Source organism: Streptomyces sp. A01 (assembly GCF_059026195.1).
The window spans coordinates 253,025-269,661 of record NZ_JBWLKN010000003.1; the positions used below are offsets into that span (position 1 = coordinate 253,025).

The following is a 16,637-nucleotide window of genomic DNA, read 5'->3' on the forward strand; positions in this document are numbered from 1 at the left end:
GTCGTGCGGCAGGCTCGCGTCTCTCACACCGTGGGGGCCGGAAGATGTCCGCGCAGCGGACTTGACTTCAAGCCTGGTTTACGTTGCATCGTCATTCACGTGGTGCGGGGGCAGGCCCATGAGGCACCACTGTCGGAGCGGAGGGTTTCCGGTGCGGGTGGAAGTCTGGGCGGACGTGCTCTGCCCCTGGGGCTATATCGGCAAGCGGCGGCTGGAACAGGCGCTGAATCGCTTCGACCGGCGCGCCGAAGTCGACGTCGTGTGGCGGAGTCTGGAGCTCGACCCGGGCGGTCCCCGGTTCTCGGGGAAGCCGATCGCGGAGCTGCTGGTCGAGTACGGCGTGTACGAGAACCGCCGGGCGGCGCTGCGGCAGTTCGAGATGATCGGCTACCTGGGGCAGCAGGAGGGCCTGGAGCTCCACCTCGACACGACCCCGCCGACGAATTCCTTCGACGCGCACCGCCTGCTCCATCTCGCCACCGAACACGGCCGCGCCGACGCCATGATGGAGCGGTTGCTGCTCGGCTCCCTCACCGAGAACATCGACGTGGCCGACCACGTCGTGCTGGCCGCGCTGGCCCGTGAGGTGGGGCTCGACGTCGCGGAGGTGTGGTCGGTGCTGGACAGCGACGCGTACGCGGGTGGTGTGCTCGCCGACCGGGACCAGGCGCGCGAGCGCGGCGTACGCGGCTCACCCACCTTCATCGTCGGCGGGCAGGCCGCGCCGCTGGGCGCGCCGTCCGTCGACACCCTGCTGGAGCTGCTGAGGCAACCGGTCGGTTAGGACCTTGGCCTAGCGCGGGGTGTGCCCCGCCAGGGGCGCGGGGAACCGCTCGACCAGCCACGACACACCCGCGGTCCGCGACGCACGGATAACGGACGGCGGCCCGGGCTCAGTCGCCGCCCCCGGCCATCACATTCCCGGGCGGCGAGGGGGCGATTTGCTATGTGCCGTCAGCACGACGATGGCCCCCACCGCGCGTTGGTGAGGGCCGATCTTCGCTCCCTGCCAGAAGCCGGGAGTACCGTTCCGAGTGTCTAAGTCAGAACGGAGCCCATAATGGCACACGCCAGCCACGGGCACCCGAGGGGCGTTGGAGCGCGCATCCACGAATTGCGCGCCCTACGCGACTACTCCCTACGGGACCTCGCCCACCGAGCGCACGTCTCCAAGTCGATGCTGTCAGACGTCGAACGCGGTCAACGACACCCCAGCGAACAAGTCATCGCCGCTGTCGCCAAGGCACTCAACGTCTCAGTGCCCGTTATCCACGGTCAGCCCTACATCGAGCAGCTACGCAAAGACCAACTCGATCAGCTGATCGCCCCTCTGTCCAACGCGCTGGACGACTGGGACATCCCACCGGACGGCGACGTACCGCCGCCGCGCCCCCTGGCGGAGATCGAGGCCACTGTGCGGCGCGTGTACCGCCTGCGCTCGGAAGGCCGCTTCGGAGAGCTGGCGCGCATGCTGCCCGGTTCGCTGGCGGAACTGTCGTACGCGGTACTCAACGCCAGCCCCGGCGCTGAGCGGGAGCGCGCGAGTTGGCTGCAATCCGAGGTGGCGCTGGGCGGGTTCAGCGTTGCGTACAAACTCGGGTATCTCGACCTCGCGCGGCTGGCGCTCGCCCGGATGGCTTCCGCCGCACTGCTGTCGGGTGACCCGCGCCAGGTGTCCGTCGAGCGGCTGAAGCGTGCGCAGTTGTCCGCCAACGGGCCAGCGATCGAGATGGGCCTGCGCCTGGTGAGCCGCGCGTTGGCCGACCTGGACGACGACGGGTCAGCACCCACTCGCGCGGTGCGCGGTGGCCTGATGCTGAAGGTAGTTCAGCTGTACGCCTTGGCGGGACGCGGCGATGATTCCGATACGTGGCTGGAGGAAGCGCAGGGTCTCGCCCGCGACCTTGGTGAAACGAACCACTACGGGATGGTGTTCGGTCCGACGAACGTCGGCCAGCACGGCGTCGCTGCGGCCGGTGACCGGGACGAGCACGGGTTGGCGTTGGAGCGTGCGGCGGACGTACATCCGCCGGAGGGGTACTCGCCGCTTCGAGCTGGTCAGTTCCTGGTGGACCGGGCACGGTCGCAGGCGCTGATGGCGCGCCCGGACGAGGCGCTGGCGTCTCTGTGCGAAGCCCGTGCGGTGACACCTCAGCAGACGCGGTATCACCCGACCACCCGGGAGACGGTGGCAACGCTGCTTCGGGCGCGGGCGCGGGCGCGGGCATCTGGGCAGCTGCGCGCGTACGCCCAGTGGAGCGGCGTGTAGTCGAAATATCACCCACCGTCAAGCCTCTGGTGTCCGCAACGAGCGGACGCCGGGGGCTTGCTTCGTCGGCACGATGTGACTGTCATCACGTCGCCTACGGCTGGAGCAGACCATGCCGACGAACGCCCGATCCTCGGTCCCACCCCTGACGTGGATTCCGCCGGGCACCGGCGTGAACTGGCTGGTGGTGGGCAGGCACGGCTGGCACGCCGTGGGCGTGCCCCTCGTCGCAGGACGACACCGACCGCCGCCTGTACTGGCTGATCAAGCGCGGCACGGCGAAGGACTACCAGCCGCCCGCCGGAGTGGAGGTCAGCGGCGACGACGGCTCGTTCCTGTTCGTCCCCGGCATCGACCGCGAGAGCCTGCTCTGGTGGCGCGTCAAGCCCACCCGAACCAAGCTCCTCACCGACATCGACGCACTGGCCACCGCGATCAGCGCCGCGCTCGACGGGCCCGCATCGTGACCGGCTGGTGCAGCTGGCACCAGGGCGAGTGCGACGACGCCGTCCGCGTGCGGTATGTGGCCCGGACCTCCGGGGCCGACCACCCGGTGTACGCCTGCCCCACCTGCCTAGCCCAGCACCACCTCACCCCCGCCACCCGGCCGCCTACCGATCGCCCCGGGCAGGCCGAGCCGAAACCGAGGCGGGAGCGGTGAGCGGCCAGCCGTTGTGCCACTTCCACGGCGCCGCCGGGACCGAGGACAACCCGCTCGTCCCTGTGGCGGTCGTGCACTCGGTTTCGGGCCGAGGCAGCACGGTGTACGCCTGCCGTGGGTGCGTCATCGTGCGGGACGTCGTGCCCGTCAGCGAACGCCCCCGAGACGACCCCTGCTTTCAGATCGCGTACCGCCCCCGCACAGAGCGACCCCCGCAAACCAGGGAGCACTGGGCACCGGCCGCCGTCCGGCCGGGCGCCTGCGGCCCAGACGCCTCCCCTCCTACACTCGCAGGCATGGCAGAGCAGACCCAGCCCCACCAGCCGCAGCGACGCACATACTGGACGACCGTCCAGGGCGGCGTCGGCATGCCGCCCACCGTGGGATGCCCCCGCCAGTGCGGGGCCTACCTGATCGGCGAGCCTGAAGGAAAGCTCATTCTCTGGACGTGCCAGAACCCTCATTGCGGCTACTACATCCACAGTTAGGCCGACGAAGGGAAACACGCCATGCCATGCATCGTGCACGGATGCCCTGGGACCATGCAGGCCGTGCCGGACGGCAGAGGGATCATGTGGATCTGCTCCGTGGACAGCAGTCACACCGCGAGCAGCTGACCGCCAGGCGGTACCCGCGCCGGGCATCCGCGGTGCGGCACCCCCATGGGCCGTAGGCGGCCATCGTTCCCGTGCCGCCTGCGGCCCTCACCGTACGAGATCAGCCAGCGGCACGCCCGGCGCGTCCGCGCTGAGCAGCAGTATGTCGGGGCGCGGGCTTTGGTGCCGAGCGCGACTCCCTGGCCTCGGGCCGGTCGCCCACGCCGTGCCACGGCCCGCCGTTCCGCTGCCTGCGGGGCTCGGCCCGCGGGACGCTGCCTGCCGGGACGCCGCGCCGGGCACGGCGGTCACGACCGCCCCTCAGGCGACGCCCAGCACCCCGGCGGGCCTGGCCGCGCGTTCGCCGAAGCGGGCGCGGGCCCGGTCCGTGACGGCCTCGATCCGCCGGGCCTTGTCGTCGCAGGGGTCGAAGGTGAGCTGCCGGGAGGCGTGTTCGGCCGCGGTCAGGTCCTCGGCGCGCAACGCCACAGACCGCACCCTGGCCCGCTCCAGCGCCAGCGCCTCATGCAGCGCGTACGCGAGGAAGGTCAGGGCCGGGGTGTGCGCGGTCGGCTCCGGCAGCGCCCGGCTCCTGGTGGTGACGGAGCGGTCGGCGTAGCGGACGGTCAGCGTCAGCGCGCGGGCGACCTGCCCGTCCAGCCGCAGCCGGGAGCCGAGTTCATCGGCGAGGGCGAGCAGCGCGCGCCGCCGGTGCGCGGCGTCCAGCTCGTCACCGGCGAACCGGTGCTCGGCGGCGATGGAGCGGGCGAGGGCGTTCGGTGTGACGGGCATCCGGTCGATGCCGTGGGCCCGTTCGTACAGGGCGCGGCCCGCCGTCACGCCCAGAATGCGCTGCAGGGTGCCGGGTGGTGCCGCCGCGACCTGGGCCACGTCGCTGAGCCCGTACGAGCCCAGGGTGCGGGCCGTGGCCGGGCCGACGCCGTCCAGGGCGGCGGCCGGTTTCCCGGCGAGGAAGGCGGCGACGGCGGCCGGGTCGTCGGGCACCGTGCGCACCGCGCCCCGCCGGTCCCCTGGCGAACCGCCCGCCGCCGCGTGCTCCGTGGCGTGTTCCGCCGCGGCCATCCGCGCGAGGAGGGGGTTGGCGGCGACTCCCACGGTGCAGTCCACGCCGTGCCGGGCCAGCGCTCTGACGCGTACGATGCCCGCCAGCTCGGCGGCGTTCCGGCCGAAGTAACGCAGCGCGCCCCGTACGTTCGCGAGCGCGGCGTCGGGCGGCAGCGCCTGGACGACGGGCGTCAGCTCGGCGAGCAGCGCGAGCACTCCCGCGTACGCGTCCTCCCCCAAGGGCTCTCCCCCGGCGGCGTGGAACCGCACGAACAGCACGGGCCCCGGCCCGGTCCGCGGGACGCCCTCGGCCACTTCTGCCACCTCGGTTACGTCTGCCACCACGGCCGCGTCGGCCGCCTCGGCCACGTCTGCCACCGCGCCCGCGTCGGCCGCCTCTGTGCGGGCCGGGCCGGGCGCTTCCTCCCACCGCGTGCCGCGCTTCATCCCGCGCTCCCCGGGCTCGCGTGCCACAGCTTCCGGCCGGTGGCGGCGGTGCCCGCGCCCGCGGGCTGGAGGTCGGCCCAGGCGTTCATGGTGTAGTCGTTGGACAGCCGGATGGTGCGCCCGCCCGCCGGGCCCGCGGCCGCGGGGTCGGGCTCCGTCCTGTCCTGTCCCGCCGGCTCCGTCTCCGGCGCCGTGCCGTCGTCCGCCCCCGCGGGCTCCGTGCCGGGGGCGCCCCGGTCGGCGAGGCGGGCGGCGACCGCTTCGAGGCCGCCCTCACGGCGGAGCGCGGCCAGTTCGGCGAGGTCCCACGCCTCGGCGCCGACGACGCTGAAGCCGCGCGGCCCACGCCGGTGCACCACTCCCCGGATCAGCAGCAGCCAGGAGTGGAAGACCGTGTACGCGCACGCCGTGTGGCTGGACGGGGCCGACCGGCCCCGTTCCCCGGCGTCCTCCGGCGGGTCGCCGAAGAAGGCGCAGTCGACCAGCCCCGTGCCGTCGTCCACGGTGGTGAAGATGACCCGGCGGCCGGAGCGGATCGGCGGGGTCTGGGTCGCGGCCTTGGCCCCGGCGACGAGCACCGTGTCCCCGTGCCGCACCGTCCGCAGCCGGTCCGCGGGGACCACGCCCAGCTCCTCCAGGAACTCGCGGTGGTCGTCCATGAGATGCCGGGACACGTCCATGCTGAGGACGTCGAGTTCGGCGCCGAGGCGTTCGCCCGCGTCGAGGTCGGGGAGCCCGGTGGGGGCGGCCGGTTCGGCCGCGCCGCCGTCGTCGCCCGCGCCCAGCGGAAGCTGCCTCGTGTGGGCGCCGCCCCGTGGTCCGCGCTGCTGCCGGTGCAGTTCGGCGATGTGCAGCAGCAGATCGCGGCGGTTCACGCCGAACGGGTCCAGGGCGCCGACCTGGGCGAGCCGTTCCATGACCGGCCGCCCGGGGCGGGCGCGCCGCCACAGGTCCTGAAGCGAGGAGTACGGCTGTCCCGCCGTGACGCGCTCCGTCTCGGCCTCGCTGATGCCGTGCACCTCACCCAGCGCGAGCCGGATACCAAGGCGCCCGGTCCCGTCCCCCGCCCCGGTCGCGGGCCCCGTCCCGGTCGCGGGCCCAGCCTCAGCCCCGCCGCCATCATCAGACACCAGTTCGATCCGGTAGGCGGCGGCCGACCGGTTCACGTCCAGCGGCAGGATCGGCACTCCACGCCGTCGCGCGTCGGCGAGCAGCAGCCGCTTGGGGTACATGCCGGGGTCGTGGGTGAGCAGCCCGGCGTAGAAAGCGGCCGGGTGGTGGGCCTTGAGCCAGGCGGACTGGTACGTCGGCACGGCGAAGGCGACGGCGTGCGCCTTGCAGAAGCCGTACGAGCCGAACGCCTCGACGATCTCCCAGGTGCGCGCCACCACCTGCGGCTCGTACCCCCGGGCGGCCGTCTCCCGGGTGAACCACGCCCGGACCCGCGCCTGCCGCTCCGGGTTCGACAGCGCGCGCCGCGCCTCGTCGGCCAGCGCCCGGTCACAGCCGGTCATGATCCGTACGATCTCGATGATCTGCTCGTGGAAGACGACGACGCCGTACGTCTCGCGCAGCGCCTCCTCCAGGTCCGGGTGCGGGTAGTGCGGCGGAGTGCGCCCGTGCCGCGCCTCGATGAAGGGGCGCACCATGTCGGCGGACACCGGGCCGGGACGAAAAAGCGATATGTCGACTACGAGGTCGTGAAAAGTGGCGGGCTGGAGTCGCCCGACCAGGTCCCGCTGGCCGGGCGACTCGATCTGGAAGCAGCCCAGCGTCTCGGTGGACCGGATCAGCTCGTATGTCGCCGGGTCGTCCGGGGGCACCTGCGCGGGGTCGTCCAGGTCCAGCCGCCGCCCGGTGAGCCGGGCGACCTCCCTCGTCGCGTGGGCCATCGCCGACTGGAGGCGCACTCCGAGGACGTCGAGCTTGAGCAGCCCCAGCTCCTCCACGTCGTCCTTGTCGAACTGGGACATCGCGAAGCCCGCGCCGCCGGCAGCGCTCACACCGCCGGGGCCGCCGCCCCCCGGGCCGCCCGCGCCGCTGCTCCCGTCCGGCGTGGCCCCGCTCATGGCCGCGCGCATGCCGCCGACCCCGGCCCCGGTGCCCGCGCTGGTCACCACCGGGGTACGGGCGCGCAGCGAGGCGTCGGAGAGCAGCACCCCGCAGGGGTGCATGGCGATTCCGCGCGGCAGCCCGTCCAGCGCCTCGACCAGGTCCCACAGCTGGTCCCTGTCGCCCATCCGAGCGGCGGCTCCGCGCAGTTCGGGAAGCTCGGCGAGGGCCGCGCGGGCGTCGCGCGCGCGGATGTGCGGGAAGGACTTGGCGAGCTTGTCCACCTCGGCCGGGTCCATGCCGAGCGCGGCGCCCACGTCCCGTACGGCGTGCCGCACCCGGTAGGTCTCGGGCATCGCGACGGTCGCGACCCGGTCGGCGCCGAAGCGGTCGAAGATCGCGCGGTAGACGTCGAGGCGGCGGGCCGACTCCACGTCGATGTCGATGTCGGGCAGCACGGCCCGCCGCTCGGACAGGAAGCGCTCCATCAGCAGGCCGTGGGCGACGGGGTCGGCGTGCGCGATGCCGAGCAGGTGGTTGACGAACGACCCGGCGCCGGAGCCGCGCGCGGCGACCCGTACGCCGAGCGCGCGGGTGTCGTCGACGACCTGGGCGACGGTGAGGAAGTACGAGGCGTAACCGAGCCGTTCGATGGTGCGCAGCTCGGCCTCAAGGCGCTCCCAGCGGGCCGGGTCGCCGTCGTAGCGGCTTCGCACCATGGCGGCGGCGCAGCGCGAGCGCAGGACCCGGTCGGCGGTGCGGGTGGCCGCTCCGACCAGCCGCGGCTCGGGGAAGTGGACGCTGCCGAGCCCCAGGTCGTCCTCGGGGTCGACGTGGCAGGCGGCGGCCGTGTCCTTGGTCTGGGCCAGCAGCCGGTGCGCGGTCTCCCGCCGGAATCCGGCCGCCTCCACGACCCGTTCCGCGACCCCCGCCATGTCGGCGGTGCCCTTGAGCCAGCGTTCGCCGCTGTCCAGCTTCTCCGGGGCCCGGGTCTCGATGGGCACGAGTCTGCGGGCGGCGTCCAGCACGTCGGCGACCTGCCCCTGCCCCGGGTCGGCGTAGCGGACGGCGTTGCTCAGTACGGGGCGTACGCCCTGGTCGGCGGCGAAGCCGACGGTGCGGGCGGCGAGCCGCAGCGATCCGGGCCCCGAGCCTGGGCCGGTCGGCGGCGCGGCGGGGCCGCCGTGCCAGACGGCCTCAAGGCGCAGCGCGTCGCCGAACAGCTCGCGCCACGGGCCGAGGAGCCGGGCGGCCCGGTCGGGGCGGCCCGCCGCCAGGGCGCGGCCGGTATCGGAGCCGGGGCCGAGCAGCACGGTCAGCGGCGCGAGCGCCCCCGGCACGCTGTCGGCCACGGCCACCAGGTCCTCCCAGGCCAGCAGGGGACGCCCGGCGCCGCCCGCGTGGGCGGCGGAGACCAGCCCGCACAGCGCGGCCCAGCCCGCCGCGCCGTCCCGGGCGAGGAAGACCGCGCGGGACGCGGACTCGTCGATGAAGGCGCCGCCCCGTACCGGCGCGCGCCGTCTGGCCGTGCGCCCCGGCTCAGGGGACTCGGTGCGCACGGCCAGGTCCACGCCGAACAGTGGCCGCACCCCGGCGGCCGCGGTCGCCTTGGCGAACCGGACCGCCCCGGCGAGGCTGTCGCGGTCGGTCAGCGCGAGCGCGTCCATGCCCCGCTCGGCGGCCCGCTCGGCCAGCCGTTCCGGATGGGAGGCGCCGTACCGCATCGAGAACCCCGACGCGACGTGCAGGTGCGTGAACCCCGGCATTCGCGCGCACCTCCTCATTCGCTGACCTGGTCCGCCGGCCTACCGACGCTTTTTCGCCACCCCCTTCTCTCACCATACCCTCCCATCGAACACTCGTACGAACGATGTTTTCGACCCCCTCACGTCCCTCCTCCCCGCCTCCGCCACTGCGGGCCCTGTCATCCGATCGGCCCTTCGCCGCCTGCGGCCCGGCATCTTCTCCCCCACCATGTGGGGGATGAATGCCCAGGTGAGATGGCGAGGAGCGGCGAATGATGGCGACCAGCGGCGACACTCCCCAGACCTTCGGCGACGAGCTGAAGAACGCGGTGACGACGCGGGCCGCGCTGCTCGTGCTCGGCGTGCTGGTGCTCCAGCTCGCCTTCATCACCTCGTATGTCGGCGCCTTTCACCGTCCGAAACCCGACCATGTGGCGATCGCCGTCGTCGCCCCGGAAAAGGTCAGCCGCCAGGTGCTGGCCAAGCTCGACGCGCTGCCGGGCGACCCGCTCGACCCGCGCGCCGTCGCCGGCGAGGCGAAGGCCGTCCGGCAGATCGAGCACCGGGACATCGACGCCGCCCTGATCGTCGACCCGCGCGGCAGCACCGACCGGCTGCTCGTCGCGAGCGGCGCGGGCGCCTCGCTCTCCCAGGCCGTCGAGCAGGTCGTCAGAGCGGCCGAGAAGGCCGACAAGCGGACCGTGCGGACCGAGGACGTCGCCCCGGCGCACCGGGGCGACGGCCGGGGGCTGTCCTCGTTCTATCTGGTGGTCGGCTGGTGTGTGGGCGGCTATCTGTGTGCGGCGATCCTCGCGATCAGCGCGGGCGCCAGGCCCGCGAACGGGCGGCGCGCCGTGCTCAGGCTCGGCACGCTCGCCGTCTACTCGGTCCTCGCCGGTCTCGGTGGCGCGGTCATCGTCGGCCCCGTCCTCGACGCGCTGCCCGGCAGCCTCCCCGGGCTGTGGGGTCTCGGCGCGCTGGTGGTCTTCGCCGTCGGGGCGACCACGCTGGCCTGTCAGGGGCTCGCGGGCGTCGTCGGCATCGGGCTGGCGATCCTGATCGTCGTCGTCCTCGGCAACCCCAGCGCGGGCGGCGCCTATCCCTACCCGCTGCTGCCGGGCTTCTGGCAGGCCATCGGCCCCGCCCTGCCACCGGGCGCGGGCACCTGGACGGCGCGCTCGATCGCGTACTTCCACGGCAACGCGGTCACGGGCCCGCTGCTGGTGCTGTCCGCCTGGGCGGTCGTCGGCACCGCCGTCACCCTCGTCCTCGCCTCACTCCGCAAGAACAGCCACGCGAAGGACGGCCACGCGAAGGAAAGCCACGGGAGGAACAGCCACGCGCCCAGCGGCTGAGGCGGGTCTCATCCCCTGATGCCCGGCCTCGTCAACCCCTACGGGCCCACTGCCGCGTTATCGAGTTCACCGCCTCCGCGTCGTCACCTACAGTGCCCGCCATGGACGTTCAGGTACGGGAGATGACCGAGGCCGATATCGACGCCGTCGCCGCCGTGCGGGTGCGTGGCTGGCAGGCCGCGTACACCGGGCTGATGCCCCAGTCGTACCTGGACGGCATGAGTGTGAGCGAAGACGCCGAGCGGCGGCGGGAGTTCTTCGCCAGAGGACTCGGCGATGTCATCAACCTGGTCGCCGAGGAGCACAGGCCCGGCGGCGGCCCGGCGGACACCGACGTCGTGGGCTGGGCCTGTGTCGGCCCGTACCGCGACCAGGATCTGCCCACCGGGGACGCCGAGTTGTACGCGATCTACGTCCAGCCGGAGCGCATCGGCGCGGGCATCGGGCAGGTGCTGCTGGCGGAGACCCTGCGGCGGATCACCGAGCGCGGGTTCCCCCGGGTCCGGCTGTGGGTCGTACGGGGCAACACCCGCGCCGAGCGGTTCTACGAGCGCGCGGGCTTCACCCCGGACGGCGGCGAGGAGTCGTACAAGGTCGAGGGCGTCGACGTACCGGAGATCCGCTACGTCAGAGAGCTCTGCTAGCGGGCCCCGGCGGCCGCGGCGGCTCCCGGCCGCCCCGCCCCGGGAGATCCGGCCGCCCTGGGGCAACATCCCCGCCCTACGGTCTGGGCCTGGGCTGGGGCCGCGTCCCGCCCCGGCGCGTGCCGCCGCCCGCGCCCTGCGGGCTGGCCAGGAGCGCGAGCGCCGCGTCCGCGTCGGCCCGCAGCCGCTCGTGCTCCCGGGCGGCCACCAGCAGCGGGACCGCCCGCCGGTCACCCAGCGTGCCCAGACCCACCACGCACGCGCGCGCGATCGGCCAGTAGTGGTCGCGCCCGGCCAGCAGCCGCTTCAAGGTGGTGACCAGCGCGGGCACCGACTCGGGGGCGCGCAGCTCGACGAGCAGCCGTATGGGGTGGAGCGCGTACGCGGTGCGCAGCGGATTGGTCGCGAGGACCGCCGCCGCGCGGGCGGTGCGCGGGTCACCGAGGCGGGCAAGGGCACGGGCCGCGGTCGCGCAGTGCGCCGGGTCCCGGTAGTTCAGGAGCATGACGAGCGGCTCGAAGGCCCGCCGGTCGCCCGCCCAGCCCAGGGCGAAGGCCGCGGTCTCTCTGGCCCACAGCGGCTGGCCGGGCGCCACCAAGACGCGGGCCAGCTCCTCGCGCGCGACCGGAGTGTTCTTGCGTACGAGAGCGAGAAGATTCTCGTACGCGGTGTACTCGGCCGATGTCGTCAGTGCCGCCCGTACCCTGACCGCCAGTTCGCGGAGTTCTTCTTCCATCTCCCGCCTCCCCTTGACCTAGACCTTGCCCCTTGCCGTCCCGGCTGCTGCCGCCACAGCCCTTGCCCGGCCCCGCCGCGCCCGCCCGCTCCCGCGCACGCGCCGCGCCGCCGTGTCGCGATCCGCTCATCGTCCCGTCGCCAGCCGTCCGCGCCGCGCCACACGGACACTGTGACCCGCGCCACCCCGCCATGGCGAGAACGGACCCTGGCGTTCTTGGTTACTCGCGAGTTAAGCTCCGGACCACGAGCAGTACCCCTGCTCGGGCGGCCTGGTGACGCAGCCGCCAAGAGTGAAGTCGGTTCGGCACTTTGTGTGTTCGGCGCGGCCCCGGGACAGGGCCGTCGCCGCTCACTCCTTGCGGGTCCCTACGGGCAGAGTTGCCCGCCACGGAGCACGCAACTCCTCAGTCGTCACTTCTCCCCGCATTCATTGGCGGGGAACACTCCCTGGAGTCTCGCGATGGGCCATTCGTCCACCCCTGATCCCTCCCCCCTCAGCACGGTCGCCGTCGTCGGCCTCGGCACCATGGGTACCGGCATCGCCGAGGTCCTGGCTCGCGCGGGCCGCGAGGTCATCGGTATCGACCTCTCCGACAGCTCGGCCAAGCAGGCCGTCACGGCGCTTGAGGCGTCCACCGCCCGCGCCGTGCGCCGTACTCGGATCACCGAGCAGGAACGCCAGGACATCCTCGCCCGCTTCCGCGTCTTCTCCGATCTGCGCGCCGCCGCGGACGCGGACCTGGTGATCGAGGTCGTGCCGGAGGACTACGCCACCAAGCACGAGGTGTTCACCGCGCTCGACACCATCGTGCGGCCCGGCACCATCCTGGCGACCGGCACCAACGCCCTGTCGGTGACCCGGCTCGCGGCCGACTCCGCCCACCCCGAACGCGTCCTCGGCCTCCACTTCTTCAACCCCGCGCCCGCCATGAAGCTGGTGGAGGTCGTCTCCTCGGTGCTGACGTCCCCGGCGGCCGTCGACGCGGTCACCGCGCTCGCGAAGGAGCTCGGCAAGGAGCCCGTCTCGGTCGGCGACCGGCCCGGCTTCGTCGCCGACGGGCTGCTGTTCGGCTACCTCAACCAGGCCGCGGCGATGTACGAGTCGAAGTACGCGACCCGGGAGGACATCGACGCGGCGATGCGGCTGGGCTGCGGACTGCCGATGGGCCCGCTGGCACTGCTCGACCTGATCGGCGTGGACACCGCCCGCACCGTCCTTGAGGCGATGTACGCGGCCTCGCACGACCGGCTGCACGCGCCCGCCCCGATCCTGGGCCAGCTCAGCGAGGCCGGGCTGACCGGCCGCAAGGCGGGCCGCGGCTTCTACACGTACGACGAGCCGGGCGGCGAAACGGTGGTGCCGGACGCGGAGACGCCCGCCGAGGCCGCCGAGGCCGCGGCGGCGGTGCCGGTCAGCTCCGTGGGCGTGGCGGGCTCGGGCACCATGGCGAGCGGCATCGCCGAGGTGTTCGCCAAGTCCGGCTACACCGTCGTGCTCGCCGCGCGCAGCCTGGAGAAGGCGGAGAAGGCCAAGGCGCAGATCGTCAAGTCCCTCGCCCGGTCCGTCGACAAGGGCAGGCTGACGGAGCGGGCGCGGGACGAGGCGCTGGCCAGGATCACTCCGGCCGGGTCGCTGGACGCCTTCGCCGACGTCGATCTGGCGGTGGAGGCGGTGGCCGAGGACCTGGAGGTCAAGCAGCAGCTCTTCCAGACCCTGGACAAGGTCTGCAAGCCGGGCGCCGTGCTCGCGACCACGACCTCCTCGCTGCCGGTCATCTCCTGCGCCCGGGCGACCACCCGGCCGCAGGACGTCATCGGCATGCACTTCTTCAACCCGGCCCCGGCGATGAAGCTGGTGGAGGTGGTGCGCACGGTGCTCACCTCCGACGCCGCGCACGCCACCGTCCGGGCCGTGTGCGCCACGGTCCGCAAGCACCCGGTGGACTGCGGGGACCGGGCCGGTTTCATCGTCAACGCGCTGCTGTTCCCGTACCTCAACAACGCCGTGAAGATGGTGCAGGAGCACTACGCCACCCTCGACGACATCGACGCGGCGATGAAGCTCGGCGGCGGCTACCCGATGGGCCCCTTCGAACTCCTCGACGTGGTCGGGCTCGATGTGTCCCTGGCCATCGAGAAGGTCCTGCACCGTGCGTTCCGCGACCCGGGCCTCGCGCCCGCGCCGCTGCTTGAGCACCTGGTCGCGGCAGGCTGCCTGGGCCGGAAAACCGGTCGCGGCTTCCGCGAGTATGCGAGGGCCTGAGGCCGGGGGCGCGGCAGGCCGGGGGCCCGCTGAGGGCACGCGCGGCCGGGAGCCGGACCGGGGTGCGGACCGGCCGGAGACCGAAAGAGGCTGGGGTGGGCTGCTCGAACCGTGGAGCGGCCTGCCCCGCGCGGGCTCCAGAGGCCGGGGTTCAGGAGTAACCCCGGAAAAAATGCAGTACGTTCCACATATGGCCCAGCCCGTAAAGCCCGCCCGTACGCAAGCGTCGTCCACCGGCAAGGCACCTGACGGTGCCGAGAGCGCCAGCAGCCGCCGCGCCGCCGCCCAGCGGCTGACCATGCGCCGGAAACTGGCGACGGCCGCCATGGACTTGTTCGCGGCGAAGGGTTACGAGGCGACGACGGTCGATGAGATCGCCGCCCGGGCCGGGGTCGCCCGCCGGACCTTCTTCCGGCACTTCCGCTCCAAGGAAGAGGCGATCTTCCCCGATCACGACGACACCCTGGTGCGCGCCGAGGCGGTCCTTGAGGCCGCTCCGGCCCACGAGCACCCCCTGGACACGGTCTGCCGGGGCATCAAAGAAGTCATGCGGATGTACGCGGCCGATCCCACGGTGTCCGTCGCGCGCTACCGGCTGACCCGCGAGGTGCCCACCCTCAGGGAGGCGGAGATCGCCTCGGTGGCCCGTTACGAGCGACTGTTCACCCGTTATCTGCTGGGTCACTTCGATGAGACGGCGCACCGCGACGGCGACGACGACCCGCTGCTCGCCGAGGTCGCCGCCTCCGCTGTGGTGACGGCGCACAACCACGTGCTGCGGCGGTGGCTGCGGGCCGAAGGACAGGGCGATGTGGAAGCACAGCTCGACCATGCTTTCGCGATCGTGCGGAAGACCTTCGGGACCGGCTTCGGGGCGTACCGGCCGGCGTCCGATCGGCCGGTGGCCGCCACGACGACGGTGGACAACGAGGTGCTGGTGACGGTGGCCCGGACGGACGCTCCACTGGGAGATATCATGCGGGCGATAGAGAAGGCGCTTCACCAGAACTGATCGCTATCGAACACAACCACACACGCACAGCGACGGCCGCCCCTTCCAGGGCGGCCGTTGTTGCTCATGCGTGCACTCCATATGACAACTGAGAGGAATTGCTGGCACCCAGTGTCTTGCCGAGTGGCACGCGGTGCCATACCTTGAAGATGTCCGGGCGGCCGGCGCGCAGACATCTCGTCGTGCGTCGGCTGTCCCCGCAAAACACTTTGCGCGCCCGGACGCCTGCGTCACAGGCACCCCGCGTCGTTTCGCCGCGCGGCTCTCGCCACAAGCGAGGGTGGAGCGAAACGGAACGACGTATCGCCGAAAAGGCAGCCACAAAAGCACCGCCGAACCGACGGCACCGCACCCCGCCAAGACCCCAGCGTTCCCTCAAGCGTCCCTCAACGCTTCGCCGGAGGCCCCAAGTGAACGAAATCCTGGACGCGATCCTCGCCCCGGACACCACGTCCGCGGACTTCGCGGCTCTGCCGCTCCCGTCCTCCTACCGCGCGGTGACCGTGCACAAGGACGAGGCCGAGATGTTCGACGGTCTCGCCAGCCGGGACAAGGACCCTCGCAAGTCGCTCCACCTGGACGAGGTGGCCATCCCCGAACTCGGCCCCGGCGAGGCACTCGTCGCCGTGATGGCCAGCTCGGTGAACTACAACTCCGTCTGGACCTCGATCTTCGAGCCCGTCTCGACCTTCAGCTTCCTTGAGCGGTACGGGAAAATCTCCCCGCTCGCCAAGCGGCACGACCTGCCGTACCACGTCATCGGCTCCGACCTGTCCGGCGTCGTGCTGCGCACCGGACCGGGCGTGAACGCCTGGCGCCCCGGTGACGAGGTCGTGGCGCACTGTCTGTCCGTGGAGCTGGAGTCGGCCGACGGCCACAACGACACGATGCTCGACCCCGAGCAGCGGATCTGGGGCTTCGAGACCAACTTCGGCGGGCTCGCCGAGATCGCCCTGGTCAAGTCCAACCAGCTGATGCCCAAGCCCGGGCACCTGAGCTGGGAGGAGGCCGCCGCTCCCGGACTGGTGAACTCCACCGCCTACCGGCAGCTGGTCTCCCGCAACGGCGCCGGAATGAAGCAGGGCGACAACGTCCTGATCTGGGGCGCCAGCGGCGGGCTCGGCAGTTACGCCACGCAGTTCGCGCTCGCGGGCGGAGCCAACCCCATCTGCGTCGTCTCCAGCGACCAGAAGGCGGACATCTGCCGTGCGATGGGCGCCGAGGCGATCATCGACCGCAACGCCGAGGGCTACAAGTTCTGGAAGGACGAGCACCACCAGGACCCCCGCGAGTGGAAGCGGTTCGGCAAGCGCATCCGCGAACTGACCGGCGGCGAGGACGTGGACATCGTCTTCGAGCACCCGGGCCGCGAGACCTTCGGCGCGAGTGTGTACGTGACCCGCAAGGGCGGAACGATCGTCACATGTGCCTCCACTTCCGGGTACAACCACGAATACGACAACCGCTACCTGTGGATGTCGCTCAAGAAGATCGTCGGCTCGCACTTCGCCAACTACCGCGAAGCGTGGGAGGCCAACCGGCTGATCGCCAAGGGCAAGATCCATCCCACGCTGTCGAAGACCTACACCCTGGAAGAGACCGGGCAGGCCGCGTACGACGTGCACCGCAACCTCCACCAGGGCAAGGTCGGCGTGCTGGCGCTGTCCCCGGAAGAGGGCCTCGGCGTGCGCGACGAGGAACTGCGCGCGAAGCACATCGACGCCATCAACCTGTTCCGTGACACGCCAGCGGAGCGCGCCAGCCAATCCCGTCGGAACATCTGAGGTACA

12 protein-coding genes are annotated in these 16,637 nt (G+C 72.4%); 9 read left to right on the forward strand and 3 right to left on the reverse strand.

From position 1 onward, the window contains the following. The first annotated feature begins 151 nt into the window (after positions 1–151). From AC5P1B_RS05475 to AC5P1B_RS05490, 4 genes are all read left to right on the forward strand, one after another. A complete protein-coding gene (locus AC5P1B_RS05475; RefSeq protein WP_493885166.1) occupies positions 152–784 on the forward strand; it encodes a DsbA family oxidoreductase in 633 nt (210 codons plus the stop codon). Between the two features lie 276 nt (positions 785–1,060). Then, a complete protein-coding gene (locus AC5P1B_RS05480) occupies positions 1,061–2,269 on the forward strand; it encodes a helix-turn-helix domain-containing protein (RefSeq protein WP_493885168.1) in 1,209 nt (402 codons plus the stop codon). Positions 2,270–2,574: 305 nt separating this feature from the next. Continuing rightward, a complete protein-coding gene (locus AC5P1B_RS05485; protein ID WP_493885170.1) occupies positions 2,575–2,736 on the forward strand; it encodes a hypothetical protein in 162 nt (53 codons plus the stop codon). 490 nt (positions 2,737–3,226) lie between these two features. Continuing rightward, positions 3,227–3,418, forward strand: a complete 192-nt coding sequence (locus tag AC5P1B_RS05490) for a hypothetical protein (protein WP_493885172.1) — start codon at positions 3,227–3,229, stop codon at positions 3,416–3,418. A 429-nt stretch (positions 3,419–3,847) separates the two neighbouring features. On the opposite strand, the gene AC5P1B_RS05495 is transcribed toward AC5P1B_RS05490, so the two are convergent. Both AC5P1B_RS05495 and AC5P1B_RS05500 read right to left on the reverse strand, forming a co-directional pair. Continuing rightward, positions 3,848–5,038, reverse strand: coding sequence for a DNA polymerase Y family protein (locus AC5P1B_RS05495; protein ID WP_493885174.1), 1,191 nt, complete (start codon positions 5,036–5,038; stop codon positions 3,848–3,850). Beyond that, on the reverse strand, positions 5,035–8,856 hold the full coding sequence (locus AC5P1B_RS05500; protein WP_493885176.1) for a DNA polymerase III subunit alpha: 3,822 nt from the start codon (positions 8,854–8,856) through the stop codon (positions 5,035–5,037). The genes AC5P1B_RS05495 and AC5P1B_RS05500 overlap by 4 nt, the downstream gene beginning before the upstream one ends. Before the next feature lie 254 nt (positions 8,857–9,110). Between AC5P1B_RS05500 and AC5P1B_RS05505 the strand changes: the two genes are divergently transcribed. Both AC5P1B_RS05505 and AC5P1B_RS05510 read left to right on the forward strand, forming a co-directional pair. Then, on the forward strand, positions 9,111–10,190 hold the full coding sequence (locus AC5P1B_RS05505) for a DUF3533 domain-containing protein (RefSeq protein ID WP_493885438.1): 1,080 nt from the start codon (positions 9,111–9,113) through the stop codon (positions 10,188–10,190). A gap of 101 nt (positions 10,191–10,291) precedes the next feature. Beyond that, the gene (locus AC5P1B_RS05510) at positions 10,292–10,834 is read left to right on the forward strand and encodes a GNAT family N-acetyltransferase (RefSeq protein ID WP_493885178.1); all 543 of its coding nucleotides are present in this window, start codon (positions 10,292–10,294) and stop codon (positions 10,832–10,834) included. A 76-nt stretch (positions 10,835–10,910) separates the two neighbouring features. Here the strand turns inward: AC5P1B_RS05510 and AC5P1B_RS05515 are convergent, their stop codons facing one another. Then, positions 10,911–11,570, reverse strand: a complete 660-nt coding sequence (locus AC5P1B_RS05515) for a HEAT repeat domain-containing protein (RefSeq protein WP_493885180.1) — start codon at positions 11,568–11,570, stop codon at positions 10,911–10,913. 462 nt (positions 11,571–12,032) lie between these two features. On the opposite strand from AC5P1B_RS05515, the gene AC5P1B_RS05520 reads away from it, so the two are divergent. From AC5P1B_RS05520 to ccrA, 3 genes are all read left to right on the forward strand, one after another. Further along, positions 12,033–13,835 carry a 3-hydroxyacyl-CoA dehydrogenase family protein gene (locus tag AC5P1B_RS05520; protein ID WP_493885182.1) on the forward strand — a complete coding sequence of 601 codons (1,803 nt, stop codon included), beginning with the start codon at positions 12,033–12,035 and terminating at the stop codon, positions 13,833–13,835. A 172-nt stretch (positions 13,836–14,007) separates the two neighbouring features. Then, the gene (locus AC5P1B_RS05525; RefSeq protein ID WP_493885183.1) at positions 14,008–14,847 is read left to right on the forward strand and encodes a TetR family transcriptional regulator; all 840 of its coding nucleotides are present in this window, start codon (positions 14,008–14,010) and stop codon (positions 14,845–14,847) included. A 410-nt stretch (positions 14,848–15,257) separates the two neighbouring features. Next, positions 15,258–16,631 (forward strand): crotonyl-CoA carboxylase/reductase, encoded by a 1,374-nt coding sequence (gene ccrA / locus AC5P1B_RS05530; RefSeq protein ID WP_493885185.1) that lies wholly within the window; start codon positions 15,258–15,260, stop codon positions 16,629–16,631. The last annotated feature ends 6 nt before the right edge of the window (positions 16,632–16,637 follow it).